Genomic DNA, 16642 nt, shown 5'->3' with positions numbered 1-16642 from the left:
ATCATTTCAAATTGACCGTCTGGAACCAGCTCTTCATCGAACAAGTTGCGAACGCGCTGGTACTGCAATCGCCGTTAGCCAGCGCGGTGCGCAACTTGTCGACATCGGCCTGCATCACGTAACGCACGCTGTCGCGAAAGTGCCCGCTCTCACCAAACCCGCCTTGGGTCATCTCGCTCAAGGCGTCCTCTTTGCTCCAGCCCTGCACCACCACCCGGTACATCGCGGCCATCAGGCCGGTGCGATCGGAGCCGTGTTTGCAATGCATCAACACCGGGCCATTGGCTTCGGCGCTCTCGATGGCGCGCAAGGTCTTGAGCACGTCGCTGTCGTCGACGTGGTTGGTGCGATACGGCAACTGCACCTGATTGATGCCCGGCTCGGACAGCCAATTGGTATCGGCTTCCGGCAGGAAGTTGATCACAGTGGCCACCTTGAGATTCTTCAGCAACGGCACCACACCGCCATCAGGCAATGCGCTGCGGTAGAGGGTTGGCGACATCTGGAACAGGTTGTATTGCACTTCAACCGGTTGCGCCCACTCAGGCGGACGGGGGGTCGGACTGTCAGCCGCCTGGGCGGGGATCAAGTGCAGCAGGGCAACAAGCGATAAACACAAAGCAGGGAAAAGGCGCATTCGGGGCATGCTGGGTTGACCGTATCGAGATGGTTCAGTGATAGCACGCAGCTTCGCAGCCTGCCGGTCAAAGCCCCGTGAGCCGGCTGTCAAAGAATCGTGAACCCGCGCTGTTACAGCGGACCGGCAAGCAAAATTTCAGTCTTTTTACGCTGAATCGATTCAACCGGATGCTTAGCCTGCTACCATTTGTCACATCATGTTGCAGATGCGCCCCCCTTTTCCGGGTCAACCGGCCACGTCGCGACGACAAATCCTGAAACCGTTCTCAGAAACGGCTGACAACCATCAATGCCTGATGAGGTGCCCCCCATGTCTGATGCAGATCGAGACAACCCGCGGCGTGAGTTTTTGCGCAAATCCCTGACCCTGATTCCAGTGGTGACCCTGGCGGGTACCGGTCTGGGCAGCAGCGTGCTGCAAGCAGCGCCTGAAGCCGCACCGGCCAAACCTGCCGCGCAACCGGCTCGCGGCGACGCAGGCGTTTATCAGCCGAGCTATTTCACCGCAGAAGAATGGGCATTCATCAATGCTGCCGTGGCGCAATTGATTCCCAACGATGCCCAAGGCCCGGGTGCGCTTGAAGCCGGCGTGCCGGAATACATCGACCGTCAGATGAACACCCCGTATGCCGCCGGTGCCCTTTGGTACATGCAGGGTCCGTTCAATGCCGACGCAGCACCGGAGATGGGCTGGCAGAGCAAACTGGTGCCAAAAGAGATCTATCGCCTCGGCATCGCCGCCACGGATCAGTGGACCAAATCCCTCAACGGTAAAACATTTGCCGAGCAAGACAGCGCTACCCGAGACGATTTGCTCAAGCAACTCGAAGCCGGAAAACCGCCGTTCGATAGCGTCCCGGCGAAGATTTTCTTCAATCTGCTGCTGCAAAACACCAAGGAAGGGTTCTTCTGCGATCCGATCCACGGCGGCAATAAAGGCATGGTCGGCTGGACCATGATCGGCTTCCCCGGCGCCCGCGCCGATTTCATGGATTGGGTGGAACGCAACGAGCAATACCCCTTCCCGGCAGTTTCGATTCGCGGCGAGAGGGCTTAAGGCATGGCAACGGTAATGAAGAAGGTCGACGCAGTTATCGTCGGGTTCGGCTGGACCGGCGCGATCATGGCCAAGGAGCTGACCGAAGCGGGTCTTAACGTGCTGGCGCTGGAGCGCGGGCCGATGCAGGACACCTACCCCGACGGCAACTATCCGCAGGTGATCGACGAACTCACCTACAGCGTGCGCAAAAAACTTTTCCAGGACATTTCCAAAGAGACCGTCACCATTCGCCACAGCGTTAACGATATCGCTTTGCCGAACCGCCAATTGGGCGCGTTCCTGCCGGGCAACGGCGTCGGCGGTGCAGGGCTGCACTGGTCGGGCGTGCACTTTCGCGTCGACCCGATCGAGTTGCGTATGCGCAGCCACTACGAAGAACGCTACGGCAAAAGCTTCATCCCCAAGGACATGACCATCCAGGACTTCGGTGTCAGCTATGAAGAACTGGAGCCGTTCTTCGATTACGCCGAAAAAGTCTTCGGCACCTCGGGTCAGGCATGGACGGTGAAGGGGCAACTCGTAGGTCAGGGCAAGGGCGGCAACCCCTACGCACCGGATCGCTCGAACCACTTCCCGTTGGAAGCGCAGAAAAACACCGTTTCCGCACAGCTGTTCGGTAAAGCGGCCACAGAGGTTGGTTACAAACCCTACAACCTGCCTTCGGCGAATACTTCAGGGCCGTACACCAATCCCTACGGCGCACAGATGGGCCCGTGCAACTTCTGCGGATTTTGCAGCGGTTACGTTTGCTACATGTATTCCAAGGCTTCGCCAAACGTGAACATTCTGCCGGCGCTCAAGCCTTTGCCGAATTTCGAGCTGCGGCCCAACTCGCATGTATTGCAGGTCAACCTCGACAGCAGCAAAACCAAAGCCACCGGCGTGACTTACATCGACGGTCAGGGCCGCGAGATCGAGCAACCAGCGGATCTGGTGATTCTCGGCGCCTTCCAGTTGCACAACGTGCGGCTGATGCTGCTCTCCGGGATCGGCAAGCCCTACGACCCGATCAGCGGCGAAGGTGTGGTCGGGCGTAACTTCGCCTACCAGAACATGGCGACCATAAAAGCGTTCTTCGACAAGGACACCCACACCAACAACTTCATCGGTGCCGGTGGCAACGGTGTGGCGCTGGATGACTTCAACGCCGACAACTTCGACCACGGCCCGCACGGCTTCGTCGGTGGCTCGCCGATGTGGGTCAACCAGGCTGGCAGCCGACCGATTGCTGGCACCTCCAACCCACCGGGCACTCCGGCCTGGGGCAGTGCGTGGAAACGCGCGACCGCCGATTACTACACCCATCAGGTATCGATGGACGCTCACGGCGCGCATCAATCCTACAGAGGCAACTACCTCGATCTCGATCCGGTGTACCGCGATGCCTACGGCTTGCCGCTGCTGCGGATGACATTCGACTGGCAGGAAAACGACATCAAGATGAACCGCTTCATGGTCGAGAAAATGGGCAAAGTCGCCGAAGCAATGGGCCCGAAAGCCATTGCGGTGATCGGCAAGAAAGTCGGCGACCACTTCAACACCGCGTCGTACCAGACCACCCACCTCAACGGTGGCGCGATCATGGGCACCGACCCGAAAACCAGCGTTCTGAACCGCTACTTGCAGAGCTGGGACGTGCACAACGTGTTCGTGCCGGGGGCATCGGCGTTCCCGCAGGGCCTGGGCTACAACCCGACAGGGCTGGTGGCTGCGCTGACTTACTGGTCGGCGAAAGCGATCCGCGAGCAATACCTGAAAAACCCCGGCCCGCTGGTTCAGGCTTAAGGAGCGATGACCATGAAGAGTTTTGTTATCGCGACCCTGGCCCTGCTCGGCAGCGCTACTTTGCAAGCGGCCGAAGTTGATCAGTCCTTGATCAAACAGGGCGAATACCTCGCCCGCGCCGGCGACTGTGTGGCTTGTCACACCGCGAAGGACGGCAAGCCTTTCGCCGGTGGACTGCCGATGGAAACCCCGATTGGCACGATCTACTCGACCAACATCACCCCGGATAAAACCGGCGTCGGTGATTACAGCTTCGAGGACTTCGATCAGGCCGTGCGTCACGGCGTCGCCAAAAACGGTAGTACGTTGTACCCGGCAATGCCGTATCCGTCCTACGCCCGTGTCAGCGAAGGCGACATGAAAGCGTTGTACGCGTACTTCATGCGAGGCGTTGAACCGGTGGCGCAGGAGAACAAGGCCAGCGACATCCCGTGGCCGTTGAGCATGCGCTGGCCGTTGATGGGCTGGCGCTGGATGTTTGCGCCGAAGGTCGAGGACTACAAGGCCACGTCAGAAGATCCGGTCATTGATCGTGGGGCTTATCTGGTGGAAGGCCTCGGACATTGCGGCGCCTGTCATACGCCACGTGCCCTGACCATGCAGGAAAAATCCTTGAGTGCAGCGGATGGTAAAAACTTCCTGGCCGGCAGCGCGCCGCTGGAAGGCTGGATCGCCAAGAGTCTGCGCGGTGACCACAAGGACGGCCTGGGTAGCTGGAGTGAAGAGCAACTGGTGCAATTCCTCAAGACCGGTCGCAGCGACCGTAGCGCAGTGTTCGGCGGCATGAGCGATGTGGTCACCCACAGCATGCAATACATGACCGACGCCGACCTGACCGCGATTGCCCGCTATCTCAAGTCGTTGCCAGCGACTGATCCGAACGATCAGCCGCACCAGTACGACGAAAAAATCGCCAAGGCCCTGTGGAACGGTGACGACAGTCAGCGCGGCGCAGCGGTGTACATCGACAACTGCGCGGCGTGCCACCGCACGGACGGCCACGGCTATACGCGGGTATTCCCGGCGCTGGCAGGCAATCCGGTGCTGCAATCAGATGACCCGACTTCGTTGATTCACATTGTGCTCAAGGGCGGGACTTTGCCAGCGACGCACACGGCGCCTTCGACCTTCACCATGCCCGCGTATGCATGGCGCCTGTCGGATCAGGAAGTCGCAGATGTGGTGAGTTTTATTCGCGGCAGTTGGGGTAACAAGGGCGCTCCAGTGAAAGCAGCCGATGTTGCCAGCCTGCGCAAGAACGATATGCAGACCACTTCCGGCGATGACCTGGGGCAAGTCACTTCGCATAACTGACGCTTGAATACCGCTGACATGGCACGAAGGCTTGTGCTGTGTCAGCGGGCCAATCAACGCTTGGACTGAAAGCCCTTGAATTGCGCAAAGGCATCCGCCAACTGCAAGTAAAGCTTCTTGTCGTGTTTATCGATGTCGCCATCGCCGTCAGCATCGACGACGTCTTCGGAAATCAAGTCATAACGACCGTTACCTTCCGACGAAGAAGCGAACAACGAGTAGTCGTAATCCATCATTTCGGTGGCGTCTTCATCGTAGTGATAGAACGCGACCTCCGGATTTCCATCTCGGTCCATATCCGCGATTTCGAGCAATATCCTGATCGTCATAAATAAAATCTCTGTCCGTTGATTAAGCCAGGATCACCGGCAAAGTTGCCGCGCGCTCCTCAGGCTAAATCCAAAGCATGAACACATCTACTGTCATACCTCACAGGGTGTATAAGCAGACAGTGCTGACTGTCTTGCTGTCGATATATACACCCTGTCAACTATGACAGTAGACATTTATTGACTGCAGTTCTAATTTCAAAGGCGTGACTACTACACTTTTAATATTGACTATGGCAGGGAGCGGACATTATGAATTACGCAGTGTTATATGAGTTCAAGGATATCAAGGGAGATCATCACGCCGAAGCGATCATCTCCCGATACAACGATGGATATGCGCCGGGCCGTAAACCCAACGTAGTTGTCACAGTTGAATACAACACGGTCAGTAAAAAATATGAAACCGTCGAAGGGTATGACGATGTCGAGGGAGATGGCGACCTTGATGAAGATGACCAGTCTTATTACACCCTCGCCGCTGATATTGCCTCTGCTATTGCAGGTTTAAGCAAGCAGGATGAGGGCCGTCGCTATAAGAGCATGCTGGTGTCTTTCGATAATAACGGCAGCCCGGCTGCACCGCCCGATGTCAAAATTGGACTGTTCAATGTTTCAAATAGCGGTTTGAGCCAGCCTGACTTTACCGTCACAGCGACAGATTATAGAAACGGCCTGTATAACAAGGTTTCAAATACTGTAGATGCCAACGGCGATAACCGCATTGATCTTAACGATCAACTTGCATTCAAGAGGATCGCAAATTCTTTTGCCTCAATGAAAGGGTTCAAAGCCTGAACTGACTGACAACTCTATTATCTTGCTCATCGCCCGACGGCACTGGCGGGTTACCCATTTCCACGATACTGTACGGACATACAGCATCGTGGAATTTCATTATGGCCATCCCTGACCGTGGTCGCGGCACCGCCAGCAACCCGCACAACCGCTTCGCACCGAGCCGCTCGGTTGCCGAAGACGACGGCTGGTATCAGGAAGTGCCCGAGACCCAGGGCACCGAGGTGATGATCGAAACGGCGAAGACGATCATCACCCGCAACACCTCGCCGGATCTGCCGTTCGACCGCTCTATCAACCCCTATCGTGGCTGCGAACATGGCTGCATCTATTGTTACGCGCGGCCCAGCCACGCCTATTGGGACATGTCGCCGGGGCTCGATTTCGAAACGAAGCTGATCGCCAAGACCAACGCTGCCCAAGTGCTGGAAGAACAGCTCGGGAAAAAAGGCTATCAATGCGCGCCGATCAATCTCGGTTCCAACACCGATCCGTATCAGCCGATCGAACGCGAACACAAGATCACCCGCCAGATCCTCGAAGTGCTGCTGCGTTATCGGCACCCGGTGACCATTGTCACCAAGGGCTCGTTGATCCTGCGCGACCTCGACTTGCTCACCGAACTGGCGCAACAGCGGCTGGTGGCGGTGATGATCAGCCTGACCACACTGGACGATGAACTGAAGCGAATCCTCGAACCCCGCGCCGCTGCGCCCAAGGCGCGCTTGCGGGCAATCCGGGTGATGCGTGAAGCGGGAGTTCCGGTGGGAGTGCTGTGTTCACCGATGATTCCGATGATCAACGACAGCGAGATCGAAAGCCTGCTGACCGAGGCCCAAGCCGCCGGCGCGCAAAGTGCGGCCTACATGATGCTGCGCCTGCCGCTGGAAGTGGCGCCGCTGTTCGAGGAATGGCTGCAAGCGCATTATCCGCAACGCGCAGCGCATGTGTTGAGCCTGGTTCGACAAAGCCGTGGCGGCGAGCTCTACGACAGCCGTTTCGGCGCGAGGATGCGAGGTGAAGGGCCGTTTGCAGATCTGCTGGCGCAGAGGTTTGCCAAAGCCATCAAGCGTCTGGGCCTCAATCATCGCGAGAGCTACAACCTCGATTGCACAGCCTTCTGTCCGCCGGGTCGCCAGATGTCGTTGATTTAGCGACAATTGACCTATGGTTGAGTGGTCGGAACCCTTCCGTCGAAACTGCCAGTCACGTTTTTTGTGACCTGGAACACACGTTCTAGAGCGCTTGATTCAGTTTGAGTTAAGTTTCGACGGCTACCTTGTTCATCGAGTGACTGACGGGTCGGGATGACTCGGATGTTTTAAACAGCCACTGGCTTCATACCGGAATACCGGGGCATGACTCCCTGAATCCGCCTAAGAGGATGAATCATGAGTGACAAGGATAAACAGCCGTTGGCTGCGTCGGCGCAAGCCCCTGTGGCGGAATCCGCCGATGCAGCGCTGCGTCAGATCGTAGACGGCTTTTTGCATTTTCATCATGAGGTCTTCCCGCAGCAGGAAGAACTCTTCAAGAAACTCGCCACGGCCCAGTCGCCAAAAGCGATGTTCATCACCTGCGCCGACTCGCGCATCGTGCCCGAACTGATCACCCAGAGTTCGCCCGGCGATCTGTTCGTGACCCGTAACGTCGGCAACGTTGTACCGCCCTACGGCCAGATGAACGGCGGCGTTTCCACTGCGATCGAATACGCGGTGCTGGCGCTCGGCGTGCAGCACATCATCATCTGCGGCCACTCGGATTGCGGCGCCATGCGCGCGGTGCTCAACCCCGACAGCCTGGAAAAAATGCCGACGGTCAAAGCCTGGTTGCGCCACGCCGAAGTGGCCAAAACCATGGTGCATGAAAACTGTAACTGCGCCGACGAAAAAGAAAGCATGCCGATCCTCACTGAGGAAAACGTCATCGCCCAATTGCAGCACTTGCGTACCCATCCTTCGGTAGCCTCGCGCATGGCGAACGGTCATCTGTTCATCCATGGCTGGGTCTACAACATCGAAACCAGCGAAATCAAAGCTTACGACGCGGATCAGGGCTGCTTCCTGCCGCTCGACGGCAGCCATCCGATTCCGGTGGCGACGCCCAAAGCGCGCTTCTAAATCTTCCTAACAATCTGTGTGGTTTGACGCCGGCCGCTGTTTCAGCGGCCCGGCCTCGCCACGCCTGAAGAAAGCTTCGGGAGAGTCATCATGCGTGCTGCTCAATTAAAAGCGGTGTTGCCACGGGAGCTGCTCGCTTCGGTGGTTGTATTTCTGGTCGCCCTGCCGCTGTGCATGGGCATTGCGATTGCGTCAGGGTTGCCGCCAGCCAAAGGTCTGATCACCGGGATCATCGGCGGTCTGGTAGTCGGTTGGCTGGCGGGTTCGCCGTTGCAGGTCAGCGGGCCGGCAGCGGGTCTGGCAGTGTTGGTGTTTGAACTGGTGCGCCAGCACGGCATCGAGATGCTCGGGCCGATTCTGCTGCTGGCCGGTTTCCTGCAACTGGTGGCCGGGCGACTGAAGCTCGGTTGCTGGTTTCGGGTCACAGCGCCAGCGGTGGTCTACGGCATGCTGGCCGGGATCGGCGTGTTGATTGTGCTCTCACAAATCCATGTGATGCTCGACGCCTCACCAAAGCCCTCTGGGCTGGATAACCTCACAGCGTTCCCCGCTGCGGTGGCGCAAGCCTTGCCGTCGTTTGGCTGGCAGGCCGGTCTGCTCGGGCTGGCGACTATTGCGGTGATGTGGCTGTGGGAGAAACTCCGTCCGCATTCCCTGCGCTTTATTCCCGGCGCATTGCTGGGTGTGGGTCTGGCGACGGGTGCCAGTCTGATGCTGGCGTTGCAGGTTAAACGCGTCGAGGTGCCGGCCAATCTGGCAGAAGCCATCGATTGGCTGAAACCGGCGGATCTGCTCAGTCTGGCGGACCCGACGCTGCTGATCGCTGCGTTTGCCGTGGCGTTTATCGCCAGCGCCGAAACCCTGTTGTCGGCGGCGGCGGTGGATCGCATGCACAGCGGTGTTCGTTCGGACTTCGACCGTGAACTGTCGGCACAAGGCGTCGGCAACATGCTTTGCGGCCTGGTCGGCGCGTTGCCGATGACCGGGGTAATCGTGCGCAGTTCGGCCAACGTCCAGGCCGGTGCGACCACGCGCTATTCGACAATCTTCCATGGCCTGTGGCTGCTGGCGTTCGTGCTGTTGCTGTCGAGCGTGCTGCAAAGCATTCCGGTGGCGAGTTTGGCGGGTGTGCTGGTGTATACCGGTTTCAAACTGGTGGATCTCAAGGCGTTTCGCGGGCTGGGTCGTTATGGCCGGATGCCGATGTTCACTTACGCCGCGACGGCGCTGGCGATCATCTTCACCGACCTGTTGACCGGCGTGCTGATCGGCTTCGGCCTGACCTTGCTGAAACTGGCGTTCAAGGCTTCGCGCTTGAAGATCAGCTTGATCGATCTGCCGCAGGACGGCGAGATGGAGTTGCGTCTGGTGGGGGCGGCGACGTTCCTCAAGGTGCCGGCGCTGACGCAGGTGCTGAACACGATTCCTATGGGCACCACGGTGCATGTGCCGCTCAATAACCTGAGCTACATCGACCATTCGTGTCTGGAGTTGCTGGAAGAGTGGAGCCGGGCGAATGCGGCGAAGGGGTCGAAGCTGTTGATTGAGTCGCGAGGGTTGAAGCGCAGGCTTGAAGGGCGGATTCGGACTACCACCGGGATCGGCGCGGCCGGCTAAATTTTCCCGCCTGAACACAACACCTGTGGGAGCTGGCTTGCCAGCTCCCACAGGTGTTGAGGTGTTTCTGGGTTAAGCAGCCGGTTGATCCAGCTCCAGACCCACACCCAATCGACGGCCCATGCACGGCCAGCGTTTCCACGCCGCACCGGTGTCGGGGCTGCTGAGTTTTTCGCGGTAGGCCTCTACCGACTCCAGCGCAAAACTCTCTTCGTTGAGCATCTCGTCGATGGCGTGATGCACCGCTTCGTCCAGTTGGTTGGCAAACTCCTCACCGATCAATTGGTGAGCAATCAGATTGGCGACCGTCATGTCCAAGGGGATCAGTGGCTGGCCGAAATGCTTGATGTACAGGTCGTTGACCTCTTCGACAAAACGGTGCGCCAGGTAGGCTTCGTCCAGCAGGCTGTCCAGGCCAACGTGCCCGGCCATGATTACCGGCGGCTGGAGGAAATACTGCTCGGCGATTTTCAGCACCGGTTTGATCTGCGATTCGATTCCCGCTTCCCTGGCGACTTCATTGGCTGCATCCAGCAGGTCTGGCACTTCATCGATGTAGGCGGCGACAAAACGCGTCAGCACGCCTTTGGCGTCGGCTTCCGGCAATTGGATCGCCGGGTGTAAATGAGGCAGCTTGCTTTCCAGCTGACGGGTCAGCAGGCCGGTGTCTTTCTCGTGCTGTTGGGCGGTTTGGATCTGCTCGCGCAATGCGGCGGTGTTCATGAAAACTCCAGGGAACAAGGCAATGAAATAGGGAAGACATAAGTTAGCTGGCTTACGAAAAATGCTAAGACGCATTTGTCATAATTATTTCATCCTTGATGCGCCTGCGTTATATCGATTTACCACCTCTCGTCTGCATCCTTCTCCATTCGTGCCCTTGAACGCAAGTCTCGGCTGTTTCAGTTCATTTACGTCCTCACATTGCAATTTCCAGTCGCTGTCTATACTCGCCATTGAATGGAGTTAGCTGATGACGCCCGACTGCACCCGCAGCAAGGCCCGGCGATTCAAGTTCGTAGTCTGATGCAGCCGCTCCCTTGCCGCAGGCGAAAGCCGGCGGGATAACAAGAACGATAAGGGGAACCCGCAATGATGCGACATCCACACGTCTGGATGGGCCTCCTGTTGTGGTCGATTTTCAGCCAGGCCAATGCGGCCTGGACTGTGAATATGGCGCCTGGAGCGACTGAAATCAGTCACGCAGTATTCGACCTGCACATGACCATTTTCTGGATCTGTGTGGTGATCGGGATCATCGTCTTCGGCGCCATGTTCTGGTCGATGATGGTGCACCGCCGTTCAACCGGGCAGGTCGCCGCAAAATTCCACGAAAGCACCACCGTCGAAATTCTCTGGACCGTCGTCCCGCTGCTGATTCTGGTGGCGATGGCCGTTCCGGCGACCGCAACCCTGATCAAGATGTACGACGCCAGTGAGCCGGATATCGATATCCAGGTCACCGGCTATCAGTGGAAGTGGCACTACAAATACCTGGGCCAGGACGTCGAGTTCTTCAGCAACCTGGCCACGCCCGCCGAGCAGATCCACAACAAGGAAGCCAAGGGCGAGCACTACCTGCTTGAGGTCGACAAGCCGCTGGTGCTGCCGACCGGCGCCAAGGTGCGCTTCCTCGTGACCTCCGCTGACGTGATCCATTCCTGGTGGGTGCCGGCCTTCGCGGTCAAACGCGATGCGATTCCGGGGTTCGTCAACGAAGCCTGGACCCGTGTCGACAAACCCGGCATCTACCGTGGCCAGTGCGCCGAACTGTGCGGCAAGGATCACGGCTTCATGCCGATTGTGGTCGAGGTCAAGGAAAAGGCCGACTACGAAGCATGGCTGGCCGAACGCAAGGCCGAAGCTGCGCAGCTCAAAGAACTGACCAGCAAGGAATGGACTCTCGACGAGCTCAAAGAGCGCGGCGACAAGGTCTATCACACCGCTTGCGTCGCCTGTCACCAAGCCGAAGGCCAAGGCCTGCCGCCGATGTTCCCGGCGCTCAAGGGCTCGAAAATCGCCACCGGACCGATCAAGGATCACCTGAACATTGTCCTCCACGGCAAGCCCGGCACCGCCATGGCGGCGTTCGGCAAACAGTTGTCGGAAGTCGATATCGCAGCGGTCGTGACCTATGAACGTAACGCCTGGGGCAACAACAAGGGCGACATGGTCACGCCAAAAGAAGTGCTGGAGCTGAAACAGGCGGAAAGCAAATGAGCCGGTCTATTGCGTACTTCGTGAACCAGTCGGGGCTCCGTACCCCGGCCTGCCCAGCCCACTCACTTGAAGGAGACCGGCCATGAGCGCTGTCATCGATGACCACGGTCATGCCGACCACGCCCACGGTCCCGCCAAAGGCCTGATGCGCTGGGTGCTGACCACCAACCACAAGGACATCGGCACGCTGTACCTGTGGTTTGCATTCTGCATGTTCCTGCTCGGCGGCTCGTTCGCCATGGTGATCCGCGCCGAGTTGTTCCAGCCCGGTTTGCAGATCGTCGAGCCGGCGTTCTTCAACCAGATGACCACCATGCACGGTCTGGTGATGGTGTTCGGTGCGGTGATGCCGGCGTTCGTCGGCCTCGCCAACTGGATGATCCCGTTGATGATCGGCGCGCCGGACATGGCCCTGCCGCGCATGAACAACTTCAGCTTCTGGCTGCTGCCGGCGGCGTTCCTGCTGTTGGTCTCGACCCTGTTCAGCCCCGGTGGCGGGCCGAATTTCGGCTGGACGTTCTACGCGCCGTTGTCGACGACTTATGCGCCGGAAAGCGTGACGTTCTTCATCTTCGCCATCCACTTGATGGGGATCAGCTCGATCATGGGCGCGATCAACGTGGTCGCGACCATCCTCAACCTGCGCGCCCCCGGCATGACGTTGATGAAAATGCCGCTGTTCGTCTGGACCTGGCTGATCACTGCTTTCCTGCTGATAGCGGTGATGCCGGTGCTGGCCGGGTGCGTGACGATGATGCTGATGGACATCCACTTCGGCACCAGTTTCTTCAGTGCCGCCGGTGGCGGTGACCCGGTGTTGTTCCAGCATGTGTTCTGGTTCTTCGGCCACCCCGAGGTGTACATCATGATCCTGCCGGCGTTCGGCGCCGTCAGCTCGATCATCCCGACCTTCTCGCGCAAACCGCTGTTCGGCTACACCTCGATGGTCTACGCCACGGCGAGCATTGCGTTCCTGTCGTTCATTGTCTGGGCGCACCACATGTTCGTGGTCGGCATTCCGTTGGTGGGCGAGCTGTTCTTCATGTACGCCACGCTACTGATCGCCGTGCCTACCGGGGTCAAGGTGTTCAACTGGGCGAGCACCATGTGGCAAGGCTCGCTGACCTTCGAGACGCCGATGCTGTTTGCCGTAGCGTTCGTGATCCTGTTCTCTATTGGCGGGTTCTCCGGGCTGATGCTGGCCATCGCCCCGGCGGACTTCCAGTATCAGGATACCTATTTCGTGGTCGCGCACTTCCACTATGTGCTGGTGCCGGGGGCCATCTTCGGGATCTTCGCCTCGGCCTATTACTGGCTGCCGAAGTGGACCGGCCACATGTACGACGAAACCCTCGGCAAGCTGCATTTCTGGCTGTCGTTCATCGGCATGAACATGGCCTTCTTCCCGATGCACTTCGTGGGCCTTGCGGGGATGCCGCGGCGGATTCCGGACTACAACCTGCAGTTCGCCGACTTCAATATGGTCTCCTCGATCGGCGCGTTCATGTTCGGCGCCACGCAGATCTTCTTCCTGTTCATCGTGATCAAGACCATCCGAGGCGGCGAGCCGGCACCGGCCAAACCGTGGGATGGCGCCGAAGGTCTGGAATGGAGCGTGCCGTCACCGGCGCCGTATCACACCTTTACTACGCCGCCGGAAGTGAAATGAACAATTTCCGCCCTGCACAAATGACTGTGGGAGAGGCTGAAAATCATGGCTGACTCGATCTCGCTGAAAAAACTCGTTACCCGCCTGCTCGCGGTGGTAGTGGCGATGTTTGTCTTCGGGTTTGCCCTGGTGCCGATCTACGACGTGATGTGCAAAGCCTTCGGCATCAATGGCAAGACCGGTGGGCAGTACGAGGGCGAGCAGGTGGTCGACACCTCCCGCCAGGTGCGCGTGCAGTTTTTGTCCACCAACACCGCTGACATGCCGTGGGACTTCTACCCAAAGCACGACCAGCTGACGGCCAACCCCGGCGCGGTGAACGAGATGATCTTCATCGCCCGCAACCCCACCGACAAACCGATGAGTGCGCAAGCCGTGCCGAGCATCGCGCCAAGCAACGCGGCGGCGTATTTCCACAAGACCGAATGCTTTTGCTTTACCCAGCAGGTGCTGCAGCCCGGTCAGCAGATCGAGATGCCGGTGCGTTTCATTGTTGACCGCGACATGCCCAAGGATGTGAAGCACCTGACGCTGTCCTACACGCTGTTCGATATCACCGCCCGACATCCACCGGTGGCTGTAAACACTGGCGGTTGAGCGTGCCCGATAAGGAGAACAATAAATGGCAACTCATGAGCACTATTACGTTCCGGCCCAGAGCAAATGGCCGATCATCGCCACGATCGGCATGCTCGTCACCGTGTACGGCCTGGCCGTCTGGTTCAACGATCTGAAGGCAGCGCGCCCGGAATCCCACGGCCCGCTGATCTTTTTCATCGGCGGCCTGCTGGTGGCGTACATGCTGTTCGGCTGGTTCGGCACGGTGATCAAGGAAAGTCGCGCGGGACTCTACAGCGCGCAGCTTGATCGCTCGTTTCGCTGGGGCATGAGCTGGTTCATCTTTTCCGAGGTGATGTTCTTCGTCGCTTTCTTCGGTGCGCTGTTCTACGTGCGGCACATTTCCGGCCCGGCACTCGGAGGTGAAGGCCCAAAAGGGGTCGCGCACATGCTTTGGCCAAATTTTCAGTTCACCTGGCCGCTGCTGAACACGCCGGATCCGAAACTGTTCCCGCCGGCCAAAGACGTTATCAGCCCGTGGGGCCTGCCGCTGATCAACACGATTCTGCTGGTCAGCTCCAGCGTGACCATCACCATTGCCCACCATGCTTTGAAGAAGGGCCATCGCGGCGCGCTGAAAATCTGGCTGGCGATCACCGTGCTGCTGGGCTGCGCGTTTCTCGGCTTCCAGGCCGAAGAATACATTCACGCTTATAAGGAGCTGGGCCTGACCCTGGGTTCGGGCATCTACGGTGCGACGTTCTTCATGCTCACCGGTTTCCACGGCGCCCACGTGACCATCGGCACGATCATTCTGTTTGTGATGCTGATGCGGATCATGAAGGGCCACTTCGACAACGAGCACCAGTTCGGCTTCGAAGCGGCGAGCTGGTATTGGCACTTCGTCGACGTGGTGTGGATCGGCTTGTTCATCTTCGTTTACGTGCTATGAACCTGGATCACCAAGGCGCGTGCGACACCAGTTGGCCGCTGTAAAAGCCCCAGGCGATCAAGCCGACGGTGGCAGCGGCCAATGCCACCCGAACACTCAAGGCGATGACCAGACGATTGGAACTGCTGTCGTCCTTGACCAGGAAAAACAGGCCGCTGAACAGGCTGATCACCGTGGCAATCAGCAGCAGGACGATGGCTGCTTTGAGCATGGGAAGACTCCGGGGGACAGGCGATGCACTTGAGTATAGCGATCGCGATGCCTGACTTTATGGTGATGCCATGAAGCGCTTTCGCCCGGGCGTCATACCGACGGTTGTCGTGGCATTGTTGCTGCCGCTGTTGGTGTCACTGGGCTTCTGGCAGTTGAGCCGGGGGGCGGAGAAAACCGCCCTGCTCGCCAGTTACGCCGAGCGCCGCGCCGCTGAACCAATGGCCAGCAGCGAGTTGCTCAATAGTGCTGAGCCGGCCTATCGCCGCGTGCGTCTTTCCGGCCAATTCGACGCCGCTCACAGCCTGCTGCTCGACAACAGCCAGCGCAACGGCAAGGTCGGCGTCGAGTTACTGCAACCGTTTCAGGATCAACGCACCGGCCTTTGGTTGCTGGTCAATCGCGGCTGGCTGCCGTGGCCGGATCGACGCGTGCCGCCGCAATTCACCACGCCTTCCGAGGCGCTGAATATCGATGCCTGGGTCTACGTCGCCCCCGGCGCGACCTTCCAGCTTCACGCCGACCCGGCCAGCAGCACATGGCCGCAAACCATCACCGCCGTCGATCCGGCCAAGTTGTGGAAATCCCTTGAGCGCGACGGCTTCGCCTACGAAGTACGCGCCGAACCCGGCCCGGCGAGCTATCAGGCCGACTGGCCGGTGGTGGCGATGGGGCCGGAAAAACACCTCGGTTACGCCGTGCAGTGGTTCGCCATGGCCACCGCCCTGCTCGGTCTCTACGTCTACTTAGGCTTGCACAACGCAAAGGAGAAACACCATGGGAACGGCCATGAATCCACCCAGCATGTCTGAAGCCAAAGCCCCGGCAAGTCGGCGTCGCGGACGTCTTCAGTTGCTGCTGATCGTGCTCGGCGTGGTCGGCCCGATGATCCTCGCCACCGGCATGTACAAATTGCAGTTCTGGGTGCCGGAAGGCCGCAGTTATCACGGCGAACTGATCGGCAACGGGCAGACACGCGCCGAGCTGGGTGTGCAGGCGGATGAGGAGCGCTGGCAGATGCTGGTGACCGCGCCGAAGGATTGCGCGGTGGATTGCCAGCAGTTGGTGTATCTGGCGCGGCAGATCCAGATCGGCCTCGGCCGTGAAGCCGGGCGCGCCAGCCACGCCCTCGCCGCTGCGCAACCTTTGAGCGCCGACTACCAAGCCAAACTCACCCGCGAATATCCGCAGTTGCAACGCTATCCGCTGGACGCCGCCACGTTCAGCAAGACAACGGGCGACCAGACCACGCCGCAACTGTGGATCATCGACCCCCACGGCAACCTCGTGCTGCGTTACGACCCGAATGTGAAGGGCAAGGATCTGCTCAACGACCTGCGCCACCTGCTGAAACTGTCGAACATCGGATAA

The 16642-nt window shown here is 58.9% G+C and carries 17 protein-coding genes; 13 read left to right on the top strand and 4 right to left on the bottom strand.

The features are described 5' to 3' along the window. Position 1: 1 nt before the first annotated feature. Positions 2-646, bottom strand: coding sequence for a dual specificity protein phosphatase family protein (locus tag ACA074_RS00460; RefSeq protein ID WP_497678236.1), 645 nt, complete (start codon positions 644-646; stop codon positions 2-4). Between the two features lie 303 nt (positions 647-949). On the opposite strand from ACA074_RS00460, the gene ACA074_RS00455 reads away from it, so the two are divergent. Genes ACA074_RS00455 through ACA074_RS00445 form a run of 3 tightly spaced genes read left to right on the top strand, consistent with a single transcriptional unit; the run spans position 950 to position 4798 of the window. Then, positions 950-1696 carry a gluconate 2-dehydrogenase subunit 3 family protein gene (locus ACA074_RS00455; RefSeq protein ID WP_187680736.1) on the top strand — a complete coding sequence of 249 codons (747 nt, stop codon included), beginning with the start codon at positions 950-952 and terminating at the stop codon, positions 1694-1696. Positions 1697-1699: 3 nt separating this feature from the next. Continuing rightward, a complete protein-coding gene (locus ACA074_RS00450; protein ID WP_497678235.1) occupies positions 1700-3484 on the top strand; it encodes a GMC family oxidoreductase in 1785 nt (594 codons plus the stop codon). Between the two features lie 12 nt (positions 3485-3496). Beyond that, complete coding sequence (locus tag ACA074_RS00445; RefSeq protein ID WP_497678234.1) at positions 3497-4798, top strand: c-type cytochrome; 1302 nt, start codon at positions 3497-3499, stop codon at positions 4796-4798. A gap of 53 nt (positions 4799-4851) precedes the next feature. On the opposite strand, the gene ACA074_RS00440 is transcribed toward ACA074_RS00445, so the two are convergent. Beyond that, positions 4852-5127 carry a hypothetical protein gene (locus ACA074_RS00440; protein WP_489881416.1) on the bottom strand — a complete coding sequence of 92 codons (276 nt, stop codon included), beginning with the start codon at positions 5125-5127 and terminating at the stop codon, positions 4852-4854. A 252-nt stretch (positions 5128-5379) separates the two neighbouring features. Here ACA074_RS00440 and ACA074_RS00435 point away from each other — a divergent pair, with 252 nt between their 5' ends. The 4 genes from ACA074_RS00435 (at position 5380) to ACA074_RS00420 (ending at position 9662) form a co-directional block, all read left to right on the top strand. Next, positions 5380-5925, top strand: a complete 546-nt coding sequence (locus tag ACA074_RS00435; protein ID WP_497615819.1) for a hypothetical protein — start codon at positions 5380-5382, stop codon at positions 5923-5925. 101 nt (positions 5926-6026) lie between these two features. Next, on the top strand, positions 6027-7079 hold the full coding sequence (locus ACA074_RS00430) for a PA0069 family radical SAM protein (protein ID WP_401270799.1): 1053 nt from the start codon (positions 6027-6029) through the stop codon (positions 7077-7079). Positions 7080-7316: 237 nt separating this feature from the next. Then, positions 7317-8045 carry a carbonic anhydrase gene (locus ACA074_RS00425; RefSeq protein WP_187680730.1) on the top strand — a complete coding sequence of 243 codons (729 nt, stop codon included), beginning with the start codon at positions 7317-7319 and terminating at the stop codon, positions 8043-8045. Positions 8046-8135: 90 nt separating this feature from the next. Next, positions 8136-9662 carry a SulP family inorganic anion transporter gene (locus ACA074_RS00420; RefSeq protein ID WP_497678233.1) on the top strand — a complete coding sequence of 509 codons (1527 nt, stop codon included), beginning with the start codon at positions 8136-8138 and terminating at the stop codon, positions 9660-9662. Positions 9663-9734: 72 nt separating this feature from the next. Here the strand turns inward: ACA074_RS00420 and ACA074_RS00415 are convergent, their stop codons facing one another. After that, the gene (locus ACA074_RS00415) at positions 9735-10385 is read right to left on the bottom strand and encodes a hypothetical protein (protein ID WP_401270804.1); all 651 of its coding nucleotides are present in this window, start codon (positions 10383-10385) and stop codon (positions 9735-9737) included. A gap of 369 nt (positions 10386-10754) precedes the next feature. Here ACA074_RS00415 and coxB point away from each other — a divergent pair, with 369 nt between their 5' ends. The 4 genes from coxB to ACA074_RS00395 all read left to right on the top strand — a co-directional run bounded on the left by coxB (position 10755) and on the right by ACA074_RS00395 (position 15061). Further along, positions 10755-11882 carry a cytochrome c oxidase subunit II gene (coxB, locus tag ACA074_RS00410; RefSeq protein WP_497678232.1) on the top strand — a complete coding sequence of 376 codons (1128 nt, stop codon included), beginning with the start codon at positions 10755-10757 and terminating at the stop codon, positions 11880-11882. Positions 11883-11964: 82 nt separating this feature from the next. After that, positions 11965-13551: a cytochrome c oxidase subunit I gene (gene ctaD, locus ACA074_RS00405; RefSeq protein WP_042556974.1), complete on the top strand. Its 1587-nt coding sequence runs from the start codon at positions 11965-11967 to the stop codon at positions 13549-13551. A 45-nt stretch (positions 13552-13596) separates the two neighbouring features. Then, entirely contained in the window at positions 13597-14148 is a 552-nt protein-coding gene (locus ACA074_RS00400) for a cytochrome c oxidase assembly protein (protein WP_497678231.1), read from the top strand. Between the two features lie 25 nt (positions 14149-14173). Beyond that, positions 14174-15061, top strand: coding sequence for a cytochrome c oxidase subunit 3 (locus tag ACA074_RS00395; RefSeq protein ID WP_187680726.1), 888 nt, complete (start codon positions 14174-14176; stop codon positions 15059-15061). Between the two features lie 7 nt (positions 15062-15068). Here ACA074_RS00395 and ACA074_RS00390 read toward each other — a convergent pair whose 3' ends face one another. Continuing rightward, positions 15069-15272: a twin transmembrane helix small protein gene (locus tag ACA074_RS00390; RefSeq protein WP_003220344.1), complete on the bottom strand. Its 204-nt coding sequence runs from the start codon at positions 15270-15272 to the stop codon at positions 15069-15071. 70 nt (positions 15273-15342) lie between these two features. On the opposite strand from ACA074_RS00390, the gene ACA074_RS00385 reads away from it, so the two are divergent. Both ACA074_RS00385 and ACA074_RS00380 read left to right on the top strand, forming a co-directional pair. Further along, a complete protein-coding gene (locus tag ACA074_RS00385; protein ID WP_497678230.1) occupies positions 15343-16083 on the top strand; it encodes an SURF1 family protein in 741 nt (246 codons plus the stop codon). After that, entirely contained in the window at positions 16049-16642 is a 594-nt protein-coding gene (locus ACA074_RS00380; protein WP_401268309.1) for a PA_0111/PP_0108 family redox-active disulfide protein, read from the top strand. Before ACA074_RS00385 ends, ACA074_RS00380 begins: the two co-directional genes overlap by 35 nt.

The organism is Pseudomonas sp. LBUM1655, from assembly GCF_059716085.1.
This window is presented reverse-complemented; position numbering and strand designations above follow the sequence as displayed.